A 17,288-nucleotide genomic window follows, 5' to 3' on the forward strand; every position below is an offset into this window, starting at 1 on the left:
ACTTAAAAAAGCTACCTGTCAAAAGTTTAATTTTGATTAGGGGTTCAATCAGTGAGCTGGGCTTTGCGCCCGAGGATCGATCGGCTCCCTGAAATTTTACAGCAGAAATTCGCAGCGGTTTTTTAGTCTGTAACACTCACTACTGCTAGATTTTAAACCTCGCAGTATTATCAAATTTAATGACCTAAATTACCACAGATATTGCCCAGTTAGTCAAAGAGCGACTATCTTTAATTATGGGTAGCTAATTTGAGCAACTTATACACGTGAAGTAGCCAGTCCCGCGCGCCGAGTATGGCCTGCAGTGGTCGGCAACTATTAGAATAATATTGTCGTCGCCTTCCCGCAAGACTTAGGCTGGTCATTGCTTGGCTGTAGCAGCTCAATTGCTGTTGGCAAGACCTGCGGCATGAATACAGTTTTTCTGGGAATGTCTCAGGGAAGCATTTGAGAAGCCCAGGAACAGCTTTTATGTCCGGGAGCGCGTCTGGTGTCGAGTGTTCTGTAAATTAGAACCGCAAGCGCTCATGGATCGAGAAAACATTAACAGCAAGCACAGCAGCGCGAGAATACGGGAACGACTCGCGATCCATTTTTTCGCGCCATCTCAGGCTCAGCACAGCGTATTGCTTGCTTCGCCGACGACTCGCTTAGCACTCCGAGGGAAACAGCCTTCCTGTTGGTTTTCACTGGCACGGAGCACAGTGGGGGGAGATGACACTAGCTGAGCTGGCCTGGGGCTGTCGTCCGGGTTCCTCGAAGGTAGAAAGCACTTATTTAGAAGGCATTAGGGGTTGAAGCTCCGATATCTTCTTTCTTGATTGCACTCATAAATTCGATCGCCTGTACTGGCAAATTTTCGGGTGAGAAGGCGACGCGGATGCCACCCGCAATACCCCAAATATTCGATCGACTTTGACAAGATCGATCGACAACTTCTCGGTATTTTGGTAAAGAGTTAGCAGGTAATATTTAGTGGTTAGCAGTTAGTATAAATCCCACTAACCATTAACAACTAATATCAACCGCCAACTAATTACTAGCAAAATAATACTTACAGGACTTACATGTGGCGAGAAACGCGGTTTTTTTCATAACTTCCGCGCTAGCAAACCTCAGATCATACCAGAACCAGGTTTATTTTGGTAAATTATAACTACGTGAGTAGGGTGATGGTAGAAATCAAGCAGTTTCGACAATTGTTAATGTGGCAGTATTAGTTTAAAAAACTGACTGGCAAACACGATAGTACAAACTTTCACACAACATAGAACATCGAGAAATTAAGGAAACTCACTCAATTTTTTTATGAATTTCACTGAACTTTTAAGTGCCGATGAACTTTTAATTAGACATAGAAACGGGGAACGAGATTTTCGAGGGGCTAACCTCATTGCAGCTCATTTGAGTGAAGCTAACCTCAGTCGAACAAATTTGAGCAACGCTAATTTGAAAGGTGCCAATTTAATTAGAAGCAAACTGATTGGATCTAATTTAAACGCCGCCGACTTGAGCGGGGCTAATTTGTCTAAGGCGAAATTAATTGAAGCTAACCTCGGGAGTTCTAGTTTAACTGGAACTGTGGCGATCTCCGCAGATTTTAGCGGGGCAAATCTCAGCGGAGCAATATTGTCTCAGGCTGACTTGAGCAAAGCTGTGATGACGGGAGCGAGTTTAGTAGGAGCTTGTTTGCTAAGTGGCTCAAAACTAACTGAGGCTAATTTGAGCGGGGCGACGCTGAGCCGAGCAATTATGAGCGGGGTTGACTTAAGTAGAGCAAATCTGACGAGAGCGATTCTCAGCGAGGTAGATTTGACCGGAGCGAACCTGAGCGGAGCAACTTTAACTCGGGCTTATCTCAATCGCGGAAATCTCAGCGGCGTCAATTTGGTTGGGGCCTCTTTGAGCGAAGCAAGTCTGCGGGAGGCTTCTATTAGCGCTGCTAATTTGAGCGGTGCTGACTTGAGCGGTGCTGACTTGCAATCGGCCAATCTAAATGGCTCTAATTTGAGCGGTGCCGACTTGCAGGGAGCTAATTTGAGTAAAGCTAATTTAAATGGTTTGATTCTGCACAATGCGGATTTGAGGGCTGCGAATTTGAACAAAGCTTCTTTGCGGGGAGCTAACTTGAGCGGTGCGAATTTGGCAGGTGCTAGCTTGCTGGAAGCGGATTTGCGGGGAGCGAATTTGAGTCACGCCAATTTGTCGGGAGCGGGTTTGCTGCTAAGTTCTCTGACAGGGGCGAATTTGACAGGAACTAATTTGTCGGAGGCTAATTTGATTGGGGCGAGCTTGAATGTTGATAATTTGAATGAAGCAGCTTTGGGCGGGGCGATTTTGCCGAATGGAGCTACTCACAGCCGGGATTGATAAGTTGATTAAGGGAAAATAGTTTTGAGTTTTAAGTTAAATAATCTTTAATTTAAAACTCAAAACTTTTGACAATAAAGAATTCAGGAGTCAGGAGTCAGAATTCAGTTATCGTTTGTGGGTGGCGGGTTTAATACGTTATCTGCGATCGACAATCTATTAAAATTCGGACTCAGCTATGCAGTCTCAGAGGTAATTTCAGCATTGCTTTGACTAACTCATTCGCTTCGACACGTTTTGCAACATGATGTTGAAACCCAGCAGCAAGAGCTTGTTTCTGATTAAAGTCTCCAGCATAAGCAGTCAGGGCGATAGCCGTGCAGTTCCACAATTTGACGCGCGATCGCCAGCCCCAATCCCAAACCCCTAAATTTACGAGCATAGCCGTCCATCTGTGGCATTTCGATATCATATCAATTCCGCCGCGGCCAGAACGATCGAGCTTTGGTTTTTTAGCCACCAAGGAAAACAAGAGATCGCTTTAATCAAAGAAGGTTGTTTGATTCAGAACAAGGCAGCGCTGAAATAACCAGAATTCGATTAGTAGCCTGTGCCTGTGAGACAGTTTGAGGGAGCATCTCAATATTTGTAAAAACACTTCTTCTGGCTCCTTCGTTCTTCCTCCTCGCTCCTTCTTTCTGACTCTTTCCTCCTGGCTCCTGGCTCCTGACTCCCAACTTCAATTTATAGCTTGGCTGCAAAAGTTGAGATCTTCCCCAGTTTTGCCCCAGTATACCGTCAGCGGTTGGTGATGCGTACTTCTCCTCATCTTCATCTTTCTTTGTGAAAGATACTTGCAAAATTTTTGACATCGTGCTAACGTTAAAAGGTTTGAGACTTAACATCAATAGAGGTAAAACCCCGCAGAATGAAACAATTGGGAACCCATCTGGTCGCTGATGCTTGGCAGTCTCCTGGAGACCTGCTCAACGATCCTGAACGTATCCGCCGCGCTATTCTCGATGCGATCGAAGCCGGAGGAGCTACTCTCATCGATTTGTGCGTACACCAGTTTAGTCCTCACGGAGTGACAGCTACTGCTACTTTGGCAGAGTCTCATATAGCGATCCATACTTGGCCTGAACACGGTTATTTTGCTGCAGACTTATTTTTCTGCGGAGCCGGCGACCCTCACCGAGCCATGAAGGTGCTACAGACAGCTTTGGAAGCTAAACAGGTAAAACTCACTGAGTTCACGCGCGGTTTCGAGCCTGGGGTGGGAATCGTAGGTTCTGCTTGTGAAGAGCAGTATGCCCCTCGTTCAGTAGAAACGATTGCTGCCAGAGGATGATGGCCAATTAGCGTAACTTTGAACAATTTATGCTAGGTTTTGTTTAAAATCCCACGGCTGGAGTCGTGGGATTCTTGTTGGAATTTACTTTTTCATTAATAAAGGGCGGACAACTAAATAACCTGCACCGAAAGCTGCAATCACAATCAGAAAAATTGCGATCGCCAACCACAATCCACTTAAATCTGAGGTTTTTTTGAGTTGAGGTCGGACACGGTAAGGAGTTTCCTGCACCTCTGTAAATAATTTTTCGGGAAGTGGCTGCGGCATCGAGGCGGCTGTTGGCTCCGGTTCCGGTAATGGGAAGGGGAAAGCCACTGTCTGAGGTGGTTGAGGTATGGCAGAGTTAGTCTGCGAGGTTACAGGTGGTGGGGGCGGAGGTTGAACGCTGAAATTGAATTTGACTGACGGCATTTGAGGCATCCCTGTCTGGGTGACGCTCTGAGCCGAGTTGACTACTTGCTGTAACTGTTGGGATACTTGAACTACTGTTTCTACTTCTCGCCGCAGTTGTTGATTTTGTTGGACTAATTGCTGATTGTGGGTTTTGAGGGAGTCCACCATCGCTTGGGCTGCTTGCAGCTCTGCCGTGACTTCTCGATAGAGGGAAATTGGTACTGATGGAGAGTAACTATTTGAGTTTTCAGGGGAAGTATTGTCAGATAAGGTAGTATTTTGCATAATTGTAGATGGCGAGGGTGAACTTGTTTTAGTTTAGCCTGAGAGTATTTGCAATTAGATCGATCGCAACACAATTCGTCAAGATATTTGTTACAGATATTGAAGGTAAATTTAATTTAATGTTACAAGTTTTTAGTCAATGGCTATGAACAACTACGCACCGGAACAAACTATGTCGCAAAAGTCAAGCACCGAGGAAATGAAATACGGCGAACGCCAGATTTTGGAAGGGGAGTTAATTACTTTCCCGAATCCGCGAGTCGGGCGGCGCTACTCGATTAACATTACGTTGCCGGAGTTTACTTGCAAGTGCCCATTTTCTGGCTATCCAGATTTTGCGACAATTCACGTTACTTACGTGCCAGACGAGCGGGTAGTAGAGTTAAAGGCGCTGAAACTTTACGTTAACAGTTATCGCGATCGCTACATTTCTCACGAAGAATCGATCAATCAAATTTTAGACGATTTTGTGGCAGCTTGCGCGCCGCTGGAAGCGACGATTAAGGGCGATTTTTCGCCGCGGGGGAACGTCCACACCGTGATTGAGGTGCGGCACCAGAAGTAGGGTAGGGCGGGTATTAAGCTGGTGTGTCATTGAGATTTAATTGCGGGGTGGCGTCGAAGCGCACCCCACAATAGTTTTAAGAAATAGGATTGTTAATAAAATTAGTAAGTAATGGTAGGGTGCGTCAGGGCAGCCCTCTCAAGGTAGTCAAAAAGTCGTTCAAACGCTGAAAATATCCTAGTTTGTAGGGTGTACACTGGCCATCGGTTGAGTTTGTCGCCCACCGGAGAGTACCGATTGACGGACGTTTCAGCGTTTGGATTTTGAAACCAAAACTCCGTATAGTAATTTTTATTACTTGAAATTTGAAAAATCAGAACGTGAAATAGTGGTTTTCTGCTTTTTCTAAGTTTCACATTAACCACCTCGACATATCTGGCAAGACGCACCCTACAAACTCAACTAATCTTGTTGATATTTATCGTTAGTGTAAGGTGCGCCTAGCGCACCCTACGGTTAGCTTTGACTTGCAACAGAAGTCGGGGCGATCGCACTTTTTTCCTCTGCGGTTTTCGATTCTGCCAACTTGTCCAAAATCTCCACAACTTCTCTTTCAAAAGTCACCTGAGCGCGATTTGTCCGCCCGCCGACGTATAGTTTGCCGTTTTTTTCCAAAGCCCAAATCTGCGAGTGAGACAGATAGCTCATCAGCACGCTAAGCATCAACAACCCGAAGCCAGTATAAACGATCGGAATGCCCGGATCGGCTTTAATTTGCAATCCCGTACTGCCTACAACTTCGTCAATTGTCAGCATGACTCCGTTAACTTCTACCGCGGTGCCGGCGCGAACTGTAGTTAACAATTTGCCATCAGTACCGTACACTAACATTGTTCCTTGCAAGTCTTTTGCTAGCAGAGAAACTCCCGCACTCAAATCTGGTTTTGTGGGAATCCAAGCACCCCAAATTCGGCCTTTACCTTGAGTGTCTAGCTGAGCCATTGGCAATTGTAAAACCGGGCTTTTGTTGAGGCGAACTCGCACAGCCGCTATTGCCCAATCTGCTTGATAAAATGTGACTCCCCGGTATCTGAGGGGCTCGTTAACGTGAATAGTTTTGCGATCGACCTCTTGGCCTGTTTTGTCCAAAACTGACAGGTCAGAGTAAAATTGGTCGATTCCGCCCTCGGGAGTATAATCAATCCAGAACCGATTAACTCGCATCGACCAATCCTTCGGTATTTGCGGCCCGGCCCAAGGCCCCGCATCCAAGATATTCTGCACCTGAAATGTTTCGCCGCTGGGAACAATTTCTTGACCTAGAAATCCCGTCATTGCGCCCCATATCGACCCAGCTAAAATAATTAGCATACTGGCGTGAACAATAATCGGGCCGACTTTGCCAATTATTCCCTTGCGAGCATAAACTTTTTCGCCTTCTCGAAATATGCGGTAGTTTTTTTGCTGCAAAAGTGGTTCTAATGAAGTTAAAGCAACTGTTTCTAATTCCGCACTCAGAGCTAATTTTTCAAACTGCTTTGGTTCTTCATAAAATTTCCAGCGGCGGGCGGCTTTTAATGCGGGAAATTGTCGGGTAAATGTACAAGCTGTTAAGCTGCTGCCGAACAAAATTAGGATTGACAAAAACCACCAAGTGCGGTATACGTGGTCAAGTCCTGCAATTAGCACAACTTTCCAAGTTAGGAAGCCGAACAAAGCGGGGTGTTCTGGATAGTTAGATTGGTAAAAGGGTACTGATTGGCCTTGTTCGATGACGGTTCCAGAAATGCTGAAAAATGCGATCGTCAGCAGCAAGATAATTGCTAGCCGCAAATCTGCTAGCACCGGCAAGATTTCTCGCTTGAAAAACCTTTGAGGGGCAGTCGCCCAGTTTGAGAGTTTTGATAGAAATACTTCTTTTGATGTCATTGGTAATTATGAAGGAAGTTCGGCAAGGGATTTTGTAACGGATGGAAGGAAGTTCGGCAACGGATTGTGTAACGAATGTAACGGATGGAAGAAGGGAGAAGGAAGAAAAAGGACGGAAAAACAACAGATGAAAAAATATTATTATTTTTATTGAGAAAGTCTCAATCAATTTTGAAGTCTTTCTCTTTTCTTTCTTCCTTCGTGTTCTTCCCGTCTGCGCGGTTCGTTTAAAAAAAAACTTAATTCACGCATTCCGTAGTGATTGCTATATCTCTAAATAAGGACTGAAGTCCTTACTACAAGCATTACGCGGGAAGGATTCGGGAAAGCAGAGAGAAAACGCCAAATCCTACTAGCAAAACGCCGCTAACAGGCGTAATCCAACTCGACCACCGACGTAATTCTAACAACTTTTTAATGCTGGCAGTAAAAGTACCTGCTATAATCAGCGGAGCGACGTAGCCAGCAGCATAAAACAGCAGCAACACACCACCTAAAACTGTATCTCCCGTTTTGGAAACCCAAGCTAAGAGTGTAGCTAAAACCGGCGTGCTGCAGGGAGACGCTACTAAACCAAAAGTTAAGCCCAATAAGTACGATCGCACGCCCGCCGGTAAATCTTTCGGCACCCACCCCACAGCGTCGAAAGACGGCATTTGTAAGGGTAAAGCTTCGAGTAAATTCAGCCCCATTAGAATAGCAATAATGCTGACAAGAATCGGTAAACCCAGGCCAATTTTCCCATAAACTTGTCCGGCAAATGATGCTACAATACCCAAACCCGCCAGGGTGGTGGCTAATCCCAGGGAAAACCACGCAGACTGGGCGGCGGCTTGCAGGCGGCTTTTTGCTTCGTATCCGCCGATGTAGCCGATCGTGATCGGCAACATTGAAAGCATACAGGGCGTTAAGCTCGTTAGCAACCCTGCCAGAAAGATGACTCCGACGCTGACTAGACTGAGGTTTGTCAGTTGAGTATTTACTAAATTATTAGCAAATTGTGCGAGTTCGTAAAGTTGAGTTTGCAGGGTTTCCATCAGTCGATTTTAGATTTTAGATTTTAGATTTTAGATTTTAGATTGACTCCACAGCCGATCGATTTTAGATTTTAAATTTTAGATTTTAGATTTTAGATTGACTCCACAGCCGATCGATTTTAGATTTTAGATTTACTCTACAGATGAATCTGGGAGTTTAAACTAAATATCTAATATTTTTGCTCTTCACGACTCCTGTCGGGGGCTGGTATCCCTAGGCAGGTGACTTCAGGTTCGGGGATGTTCTGGCTTTGTTGAAAATTGTAACAGATGCGCGCAGGTTCGGTTTGAGATTTAAGATTTCAGCGAAATTTACTGGTTCGGAGTTAAAAGGTCGATCGCACCCTGGTTTAAATTAATATCTTGACAGCATCCTCAACAAGCTGTTGGCAACGGGCGCAGCTTGAGAGTTAAAAGGTCGATCGCACCCTGGTTTAAATTGATATCTTGACAGCATCCTCAACAAGCTGTTGGCAACGGGTGCCGCTACCCCAGATAATTCATTGACTGCGAAATCGGCCCTAAAGCCTGTTGTGGAAATTATTCAAGCAGACCTTAATTTTACTCTACTTTAAATTAAAGCCACTTTCTTCATTAATAGACCCGTCCGGCATTATTGCCCCTGCCAGCACCGCACCTCTGAGATTTGCTCCCGTTAAAATAGCGCCTTCTAAATTAGCATTGCTCAAATTCGTGACTTGTTTGGAACCTCGGAAAAAGAAGCTGTGCAAGTCAGCACCTGTTAAATTAGTGTCGGCCAAATTAGCATATTGCAAGTCAGCACCGTGCAGCGTCGCATCCGTTAAATTAGCTTCGGTAAGATTGCTTCCCCAAAGTCGAGAATCTAAGACATTAGCATCTTCTAAATTGGCGCGGCTCAGATTTGCCAAAGTCAGATTCGCATCCCACAACTTCGTGCAGTTGAAATTAGCTTCGGTCAAATTGGCTCGACTGAGATCCGTGCCTAAAATATCAGCATTTGCTAAATTAGCGCCGGTGAGGTCTGCGTCGGAAAGATCAGCATTTTTTAAGTTAGCACCGGACAAATTAGCGCCGCTCAAATTAGCGCCGCTCAAATTGGCTTCTTGGAGATTGGCTCCCCGCAAATCGACGGCGCTCAAATCGCACTGTTTCCACAAAAAACTGACGCACCAATTATCCTTTAATAGGTGACTCACATCCTCCCCATTCGCAGCCATCACAGGAGGAGTTAAGTAGAGAGTGAACAGGACGATCGCCAACACGGCAGCGAAGAAAGTTTTCAACCTCATAACTCTTTTCATTGACACTAATTTGCGCCATAAATTATTGATGTTTAATCCAAGCATAGCAAATAATCTGCAACTTTCCTCAGCAAGATTACTCTAAAATATTAGTGTAGTGAAAGGTTAATCAGGGCTGACGCAGGTACAAACTTAACTTAGTCAGTCTTAGACGCGCTTTGAGGTAGAAACCCGGTTGCTTCACAAATGCCTCGCTGCCAAACTAATATTTTTCCTAAAAACCTGGTATAAGATAACCGCAAGTTCGATCGAGGTTTGCCAGTGCAATATCGCTACAAAGTAATACTTGCTGCAGGCAGTTGCGATCGCTTTCCCAGGGGCATACCTGCAAACAATCCCGTCAATATGGCAAGAAAGAAACCGCCAAGCTAGCCTGAAAACCTTATATTTAAAGGGTTGTAGACGCATTTTTCCTAAATTGCGATCGTCATCACTAACTTAGCCCAACTTTCATCACACAAGTCAATACCCCAGCATCACCAAATCTCATCAAACTAATCACGTTCCTGAGACTACGGATATCACTGTCAGTAGCTGAAGTATGGAGGAAAATAAGAGCATACAGTTGAACACCACTCCTCCCATGCCTACTATCCCCCTTCTCCCAAGCCAATTAGTTGTCACAACTATTTTCAATTCGATCGAATCTTTGGGATTCACTAATATTGCAGGCGTATTTTCCGGGGAGCAAGCTGAATCCCGACAAGAGGCAAATTTAAAAGTTAGTACCAAAAAATTTTACACTCAGGGTTTAAAAAATCTCGAACAACAAGACTTGCACGGCGCTATTAAAAATTTTACAGCCACAATTAACATTAATCCGCAATTCGCGTCAGCTTACAACGATCGCGGTGTGGCCCGCTACAAATTAGGCTACAAGCAATCGGCGATCGAAGATTTAACTACAGCCATCGAACTCAATCCTTACCGAGCAAAGTATTACAGCAATCGGGGGTTTATGCTGACTCGTTTAAAAGATTATACTGCGGCGATCGCAGATTACAACTCGGCACTGCTGCTCAACCCCAATTTAACCCAAGCTTACTTTAACCGAGGTGCTATCCACCTGCAAATGGAAAATTCCCTGGCAGCACTAGCTGATTTTGAGTCCGTAATTCGCCTCGATCGCGATTTTGCTAAAGCTTACTTTAACCGAGGACTGACTAGATATAAATTGAGAGAGGTTCAGGGAGCATTTGAGGATTTTCAGAAGGCGGCAGGGCTTTTTAAGCAGCAGGGGAGAATGGATTCTTATCAAGAGGCAGTTTCTCAAATTACAAAGCTATGGTGTTAGTTGAATTTGGCAATTGGGAATAGGGAATAGGGAATTGGCTATTGATAATCAGGTAGGGTGCTCTTCGGTGCACCCTACCCTTATATTTATTGCGTGAGTCTTGTTAAAGTTAGCCAATTCTCAAGGCCGCGTCTCCGGGGGGCAAGTTATCGGCAAGGTAAGCAGAAGAAAAGTTAATTTCAAAAGCAGCATTTTGAACTGCTGCAGGAGTGGCATTTTGAACCACAGCCAAAGTAGCTCCTCCAAATTGAATGAGTGTGTTGCTGCCTGATTGGGTGAATGAGGTGTTGGATAAAGGGCTGGTCAAGCCAATACGATCGCCATCTCCCGGCCTAAAATCAAGAATTATATCGCTCGTCCCATCCAACTCCAGAATTTCACCCGTAACCCGAACAAACGTATCACTACCGCCACCGCCGATGAGAGTATCGCTGTCACTATCGCCGATTAAAACATCGTTACCATCGCCGCCGATTAAAACATCGTTTCCTCTGCCACCTCGCAAAACGTCGTTATCAGCATCGCCATTGAGATTATCGTCGCCGAGATTTCCGTTGATAATATCGTCGTCAACACCGCCGCTAATGGAGTCGTTACCTTTGCCGCCTCTGAGAAAGTCGTCGCCTTCTTCGCCCGTGAGGGTATCGTTGCCTTGGCTGCCGTTAATTCCATCACCATACGTGGCTTCACCGAGGATGCGATCGTTTGCGCTACCTCCCACTACACCGCCGGGATTTTGCTCATAGTCTTGGGGAGTGACTTGATAGTTGTTCGGGGTGTTGGCCAATCTGAGGGGTCGCAAAGGCAGATTTGCCAAATTGCTAATGTTAATGGAATCGTTAAGGAAATCAACATCGGTAATGATGCTAGAAACCCGACTCGGGACGATGCCGTCAACGACTTTTGCACTCGAAATGCGATCGCCCTGCTGCACCGCATTCACTGTTTCAAAGCCTTGAATAACATTGCCAAAAACAGCATAACTACCATCCAAAAATGGCAACTCATCCAAAGCAAAATAAAACTGGGAAGAAGCCGAATCCAAAGCATTAGAACGAGCCATTGCCACAGCCCCGCGAGTGTGCTGCAACTGCGGCGTCTGGGTTACAATTTGGTTGTAAACAGGTTGCGCGGCCCCTTGCGGCTTGATTTCCAAAGGAATAAAACGCGGCTGATTGGTATCCGGGTCAATAAAACTACCCGTTCCCAATTGACTGGCGGGAATTGTAGTATCTCTGCTGCGCGGATCGCCTCCTTGCACCACAAAAGGATCTGGCTGGCGCACAACTCGGTGAAACATCACCCCGTCGTAAATGCCTCGTTCAACTAAGTCAACAAAATTTCCCCCAGTAATCGGGGCATTAGTGCCGTCTACTTCGATCGTAACGGGTTGACCGTTAATTACCTGGACTACTATAGCTTTGCCTGTTAACGGGAGTGCAGCGCTCATGGGTAAATTGCTATTTGAGTGAGTGATCTTTGGGTTTTAGAAGCAATCCGCGAATTGCCCCTACCCATTTAATCAGAAAACTGTAAACTTGTCTTAAGTACAGTTCTACTTCTAAATTTATGATGTCCCGTCGCAAATTTTTTAGCACTTTATTGGCCATTTGTCTAGTTGTTCTAAGTTTCAATTTTGCCGCACCTGCATTGGCCCTCGGTGGCAAGCTTCCGACGGTAAATCAACCAGCGCCAGATTTTAGTTTGCCGACAAACAGCGGCGACGGACAAGTGTCCCTGTCGGATTATCGCGGTAAGTGGCTGGTAGTCTATTTCTATCCGAAAGACTTTACATCAGGTTGTACGATCGAAGCGCGGAGATTTCAGGAAGACTTGCCCAAATACTTGGCAAAGAATACTCAAATTATCGGTATTAGCGCTGATGATGTCGATTCCCATGCGGAATTTTGCGATTCTGAAGGTTTGAAGTTTCCGCTGTTAGCTGATACGGATGGTAAAGTGAGTAAAGCTTACGGTTCTTGGATGAGTTTTATCTCGGCGCGCCACAGTTTTATTATTGACCCTGAAGGCGTTTTACGGGAAACTTTTGTGAAGATTAATCCGGCGATTCACTCGAAAGAAGTGTTGGCTCGTTTGGGGGAATTGCAGGCTAACGGGTAATACCATTTTAAATTTTAGATTTTAGATTTTAGATTTTAGATTTTAATAATTGGGCATGGCTGATGAAGCTTGTATTTGTAGTGAGGACTAAAGTCCTCTGTATTTTCAGATGATTTTAGTCCTCACTACAAACGTTGTAAATCTAAAATCTAAAATCGGCTGTGCCACCATACTCAGTGAGAATTAAACTGGTTCTTGATTGCAACAGAATCGGAAGAAAATTCCTGCTCGGAAATTTTTCTATTTCTGCTAGCAAGGCGGCGTTCCGGGTCAATTCCCTCGAAGGTTGGCGGCAACCAAACTCGGACTACCAACAACACTCCCAAAACCAGCAAAAAAGCGCCTGTTGATAATATTTGAACCCAGGGAGTTTCCAGCACTCCCCGCACGATAACTTCTCGCAAAACAGATACTATACAGACTTCCACAGCCACACCTATCGAAACCCGCTGCTCTTGCAAGTAAATAATTAGCAGCCGAAATAATTCCACTAAAACTAATAAAAATAGAATGTCTGCCGTCACTTGCTGGAAATTCAAAGGAGGCAGCAGCGAGAAAAACATTTCTCGCAGTTCGAGTACCATGAAACAAAACAAACCGATACACAAAGAAATTACAATTAAATCTTGAACTGTTTCCAGAGCGCTGACTATTAGTTTCAGATTCAACCATTGCGAGGGGTGATTGATCTGGTTATTTGAACGGTTTTGCATAGACGGCTCCTGCAATCTGTTTGACTTGTTTTCAGCTTAAGTTAAAGTGAGCTTATCTTTGACAAAAAATCGGTTTAATTTATTTATAACCATTATAAAAATTCCCTCTGTTGACAATTTGCCATAAACTTTTATTTACCGCGCAGGCGGGTTGACATTTTGCCAAAGTTTGTGATACTCCATACCTGCTATTAGTAGATTTGACTCGTGAAAAGCAGAAGTCAAAATCCTAAAATGCTGCAACTGCTATAAAATATGAAAATTGTAAAGAATTATTGACCACAGCTTGATAAACTCAAGCTAGCGACTCTCGGCTTTAATCATAAAAAAGCCGGAAAGTTAGCCCAAAAACCAAAAGTAATCCAGAGAGGATTGAACACAATGGCATTTGAACTCGCACCATTACCCTTCGCCGCTGACGCCCTAGAACCAGCTCATATGTCGGCCAACACGTTTTCGTTCCACCACGACAAGCACCACGCTGCTTACGTGACCAATCTGAATAAACTGATTGAAGGAACGGAAATGGCGAGCAAATCCCTTGAAGAAATTGTCAAGGAATCTGCTAAAGACCCATCCAAAGCAGGCATTTTCAACAATGCAGGTCAAGTTTGGAACCACAATTTTTTCTGGAATTCCCTCAAACCGGGCGGCGGCGGCACTCCGACAGGAGCTTTAGCTGACAAAATCAACGCTGACTTCGGCAGCTTCGACAAATTCAAAGAAGAATTCAAGACTGCTGCGACAACTCAGTTCGGTAGCGGCTGGGCTTGGCTGGTTGTGGACAACGGCACTTTGAAAGTTACCAAAACTGCTAACGCTGACACCCCGGTTGCACACGGCCAAACTCCGTTGCTGACTTTGGATGTGTGGGAACACGCTTATTATTTGGATTTCCAAAACCGCCGTCCCGACTACATTACTAATTTCTTGGATAATTTGGCTAACTGGGATTTCGCAGCAGCAAATTTGGCTGCGGCTTAGTAGCATCTGAGTTTGAGGACTTTCGTCCTCACTACAAACCTATAAAGTTTGTAGTGAGGACGAAAGTTGTGATGAATGAGAATTATATTGATTCCGGTTGACGGTTGACGGTTGACGGTGAATCAAAAAACTGAAAATTGCGCGAATTATTTGTCGGCAGCTTGATTCGACTTTTTCTGGACGATGAAACGCGGATTTGATATCATTACAGCGCAGCCGGAATTGATATTATTTAACAAAACTTGCTATTAGCAAACAAAAACAGCTTTCAACATTCCTTCGCCTCGGTCTGGTTGGAGTTCAAATCCTAGTTTTTTACAGAGGCTCTGCATCTTGTAGTTGCTATTGAGAATGTAGCCGACGATCGCCTGTAATTTCTCTTCCTGACCAATTTGCAGCAGCCGCCTCAATAATTCTGTTCCTAAACCGCGCTGCTGATAGCTATCGCTAACGATCAGGGCAAATTCGGCTTCGTTTTTGCCGTGGAGTTTGCTCAGACGCGCTACTCCCAAAATCCGGTGTTCTGAGGTTTCCGGGTCTTGACGATCGGCTACTAACAGCATTTCCCGATCGTAGTCAATAAAACAAATCCGGGTCAAACGTTCGTGAGCGATGCGGTGCTTTAACTTTACCATGTGAGCGTAGCGCAAATACACGCTCTCTTCCGAAAGTTCTTCGTGGAACAGCACCATCAGCGGCTCATCTTCTGGACGAATCGGACGGATGGTGATGGGACGATCGCCATTAGTTGACCATGTTTGAACGTATTGCGTAGGATACGGGCGAATCGCGGGTGAAATGGCGTTTTCCGTTGTTTGCAGAACAACGCGGGCATCAAGAGCGATCGCACCTTCAGGAGAAACCAGCAGCGGATTAATATCAATCTCGGCAATTTGAGGTTGCTCTACAATCAGTTGACTGAAACGAACTAATAACTGTTCGAGTTTTACCAGGTCAATTGCCGATCGACCGCGCACTCCTTGCAAAGCTTTATAGATGCGCGTTTGCTCCATCATCCGCCGCGCTAGGGTGGTATTTAAAGGCGGAAGTGCCAGCGATCGATCTTGAAATACTTCCACTAATTGTCCGCCGGAACCAAACAGCATCACCGGCCCAAATTGTGGGTCGATACTGCTACCCAAAATTAGTTCATAGCCTTCCAAATGCACCATCGGCTGCACGGTTACGCCGAGAAACGCAGCAGGATCGATCGCCCTTACCCGCTGGGCGATCGCCTCAAAGGCACTAATTACAGCCTTAGCATCGCCTAAATTTAGTTTTACGCCCCCCACATCGGTTTTGTGAGTAATCGTCTCAGAATGCAGTTTTAGCACCACTGGATAACCGAGGATCTCGGCAATTTCCACAGCTTCGCGCTCGGTGGTGGCGATGGATGTGGCGATGGTGGGAATCCCATAAGCTGCGAGCAACTGCTTCGATTCGTATTCTGTTAACAAAGTGCGATCGTGTTTGCGTGCAGAAGCCACAATGTTTGCGGCCGCCGATCGATCGGGACACCAGACATCGCAATCAGCAGAGAGAGAAGGCGTTTCGTAGATAGCGCGCAGGTTGTACGTGTACCGCCACATATAGTTGAATAACCTGACGGCGGTATCGGGATAGGGGAAAGTCGGAATATTTGCCTGATTGAGAATTTGCGTTCCCGCTGACACTTCCACACCGCCCATCCAGCTTGCTAATAAGGGCTTTCCGAGTTGGCTGTAAGACTTGAGTTTTTCTGCGGTTTGGGTGGGATTTGTCATCGCTTGTGGCGTCAGGATGACCAGCAATCCGTCACTATTGGGATCGGGAGCGACCACTTCTAGAGTTTTGGCGTAACGATCGCTACTAGCATCGCCCAAAATATCGATCGGGTTGTGATGACTCCACTGAGGCGGCAAAAACTCATCAAGCTGCTGCACCGTCTCCGGTGCCAGATCTGCCAGCGCACCGCCGTCGCTAATTAAGGCATCAGTGGCGATCGCCCCTGGGCCTCCGGCATTGGTGACGATCGACAGGCGGTTTCCCTGCGGTCGCGGTTGCTTGGCCAGAATTTCTGCCATGTCGAACAAATCGGAAATCGTATGTACCCGCAAGGCGCCACAGCGGCGGAAAGCAGCGTTAAGCACGTCATCGCTGCCGGTCAAAGCTCCCGTATGGGAAGCGGCGGCGGCTGCTGCTGCTGCGGTACGTCCTACCTTGAGAATGATGATCGGTTTGTCGATCGCCACTGGGCGGGCGGCGGACAGGAACGAACGAGCATCGCCCATAGATTCCATGTACAAAACGATACTGTGGGTATGAGGATCGTCCCCGAAATACTCGATCAGATCGCCCCAACCGACATCGAGCATAGAGCCGATCGACACAAAAGCGCTAAAACCGACATTTTCTCCCAAACTCCAGTCTAGGATCGAAGTACAGAGGGCGCCGCTTTGACTGATGAAAGCGACATTACCCGGACGGGCGATCGTACCTGCAAAAGTAGCATTGAGCCCAAGCACAGGATTCATCACGCCGAGGCAATTTGGGCCGATAATCCGCATTCCGCCCCGACGCGCCTCGGCCATAACTTGCTGTTCTAAAGCCTCCCCAGCCGCACCAATCTCTTTAAAACCAGCAGAAACAATAATTGCTCCCTTCACCCCAGCAGCGATACATTCGCGGATCACTTGCGGCACCCCAGCAGCAGGCGTAGCAATCACCGCCAGATCCACTACTTCCGGGACGCTAGCAATGTCAGGATAAGACTTGAGCCCCAAGACGCTGCGGCGCTGCGGATTCACCGGAAAAACTGTGCCGCCAAACGGACTCCGAATCAAGTTCCACAGCAGAGTACGTCCGACGCTTCCTTCTCTCTCTGTTGCGCCGATTACAGCCACGGAGCGAGGCCCAAAAATCCGATCGAGCGGATGACGCTGTTCTTTCCAAATATCGTGAGCCGGATCGCTCGCAGTGCTTTGATTTCTTGAATTTATCTGCATAATACCCTACTTCAATTAATCAGCAATTAATATTGCTCGGCTTTCGATAACAATTACCGCATCCGATCCGAACTTTTTTTCTGCTTTTTCTTCATC

The 17,288-nt window shown here is 46.0% G+C and carries 15 protein-coding genes; 6 read left to right on the forward strand and 9 right to left on the reverse strand.

Going from position 1 to position 17,288, the window contains the following annotated elements:
* The first annotated feature begins 1,308 nt into the window (after positions 1–1,308).
* Entirely contained in the window at positions 1,309–2,370 is a 1,062-nt protein-coding gene (locus QUB25_RS22585) for a pentapeptide repeat-containing protein (RefSeq protein ID WP_333063613.1), read from the forward strand.
* 172 nt (positions 2,371–2,542) lie between these two features.
* On the opposite strand, the gene QUB25_RS22590 is transcribed toward QUB25_RS22585, so the two are convergent.
* Both QUB25_RS22590 and QUB25_RS22595 read right to left on the reverse strand, forming a co-directional pair.
* Positions 2,543–2,752, reverse strand: coding sequence for a hypothetical protein (locus QUB25_RS22590; protein WP_333063614.1), 210 nt, complete (start codon positions 2,750–2,752; stop codon positions 2,543–2,545).
* A 103-nt stretch (positions 2,753–2,855) separates the two neighbouring features.
* Positions 2,856–3,182 (reverse strand): hypothetical protein, encoded by a 327-nt coding sequence (locus QUB25_RS22595; RefSeq protein WP_333186305.1) that lies wholly within the window; start codon positions 3,180–3,182, stop codon positions 2,856–2,858.
* Between the two features lie 56 nt (positions 3,183–3,238).
* Between QUB25_RS22595 and speD the strand changes: the two genes are divergently transcribed.
* Entirely contained in the window at positions 3,239–3,661 is a 423-nt protein-coding gene (gene speD, locus QUB25_RS22600; protein ID WP_190743421.1) for an adenosylmethionine decarboxylase, read from the forward strand.
* An 84-nt stretch (positions 3,662–3,745) separates the two neighbouring features.
* On the opposite strand, the gene QUB25_RS22605 is transcribed toward speD, so the two are convergent.
* Entirely contained in the window at positions 3,746–4,342 is a 597-nt protein-coding gene (locus QUB25_RS22605; RefSeq protein ID WP_333063615.1) for a hypothetical protein, read from the reverse strand.
* 145 nt (positions 4,343–4,487) lie between these two features.
* Here QUB25_RS22605 and queF point away from each other — a divergent pair, with 145 nt between their 5' ends.
* Positions 4,488–4,907 (forward strand): preQ(1) synthase, encoded by a 420-nt coding sequence (queF, locus tag QUB25_RS22610; protein WP_333036027.1) that lies wholly within the window; start codon positions 4,488–4,490, stop codon positions 4,905–4,907.
* 456 nt (positions 4,908–5,363) lie between these two features.
* Here the strand turns inward: queF and QUB25_RS22615 are convergent, their stop codons facing one another.
* From QUB25_RS22615 to QUB25_RS22625, 3 genes are all read right to left on the reverse strand, one after another.
* Positions 5,364–6,776, reverse strand: coding sequence for a cytochrome c biogenesis protein (locus QUB25_RS22615; RefSeq protein WP_333186309.1), 1,413 nt, complete (start codon positions 6,774–6,776; stop codon positions 5,364–5,366).
* Between the two features lie 305 nt (positions 6,777–7,081).
* Complete coding sequence (locus QUB25_RS22620; RefSeq protein WP_333233091.1) at positions 7,082–7,813, reverse strand: cytochrome c biogenesis protein CcdA; 732 nt, start codon at positions 7,811–7,813, stop codon at positions 7,082–7,084.
* A 566-nt stretch (positions 7,814–8,379) separates the two neighbouring features.
* A complete protein-coding gene (locus QUB25_RS22625) occupies positions 8,380–9,096 on the reverse strand; it encodes a pentapeptide repeat-containing protein (protein ID WP_333186312.1) in 717 nt (238 codons plus the stop codon).
* Positions 9,097–9,679: 583 nt separating this feature from the next.
* Between QUB25_RS22625 and QUB25_RS22630 the strand changes: the two genes are divergently transcribed.
* Positions 9,680–10,390 (forward strand): tetratricopeptide repeat protein, encoded by a 711-nt coding sequence (locus QUB25_RS22630; protein ID WP_333186315.1) that lies wholly within the window; start codon positions 9,680–9,682, stop codon positions 10,388–10,390.
* Between the two features lie 109 nt (positions 10,391–10,499).
* On the opposite strand, the gene QUB25_RS22635 is transcribed toward QUB25_RS22630, so the two are convergent.
* On the reverse strand, positions 10,500–11,840 hold the full coding sequence (locus QUB25_RS22635) for a peptidylprolyl isomerase (RefSeq protein WP_333186316.1): 1,341 nt from the start codon (positions 11,838–11,840) through the stop codon (positions 10,500–10,502).
* Positions 11,841–11,959: 119 nt separating this feature from the next.
* On the opposite strand from QUB25_RS22635, the gene QUB25_RS22640 reads away from it, so the two are divergent.
* Entirely contained in the window at positions 11,960–12,511 is a 552-nt protein-coding gene (locus tag QUB25_RS22640; protein WP_333063620.1) for a peroxiredoxin, read from the forward strand.
* Positions 12,512–12,684: 173 nt separating this feature from the next.
* Here the strand turns inward: QUB25_RS22640 and QUB25_RS22645 are convergent, their stop codons facing one another.
* Positions 12,685–13,224: a phosphate-starvation-inducible PsiE family protein gene (locus QUB25_RS22645; RefSeq protein WP_333186317.1), complete on the reverse strand. Its 540-nt coding sequence runs from the start codon at positions 13,222–13,224 to the stop codon at positions 12,685–12,687.
* Positions 13,225–13,605: 381 nt separating this feature from the next.
* On the opposite strand from QUB25_RS22645, the gene QUB25_RS22650 reads away from it, so the two are divergent.
* On the forward strand, positions 13,606–14,208 hold the full coding sequence (locus tag QUB25_RS22650) for a superoxide dismutase (protein WP_333063623.1): 603 nt from the start codon (positions 13,606–13,608) through the stop codon (positions 14,206–14,208).
* 248 nt (positions 14,209–14,456) lie between these two features.
* Here QUB25_RS22650 and QUB25_RS22655 read toward each other — a convergent pair whose 3' ends face one another.
* Positions 14,457–17,192, reverse strand: a complete 2,736-nt coding sequence (locus QUB25_RS22655; RefSeq protein WP_333186320.1) for a bifunctional acetate--CoA ligase family protein/GNAT family N-acetyltransferase — start codon at positions 17,190–17,192, stop codon at positions 14,457–14,459.
* Positions 17,193–17,288: the final 96 nt, after the last annotated feature.

Source organism: Microcoleus sp. B3-D7 (genome assembly GCF_036705305.1).
GTDB lineage: Bacteria > Cyanobacteriota > Cyanobacteriia > Cyanobacteriales > Microcoleaceae > Microcoleus.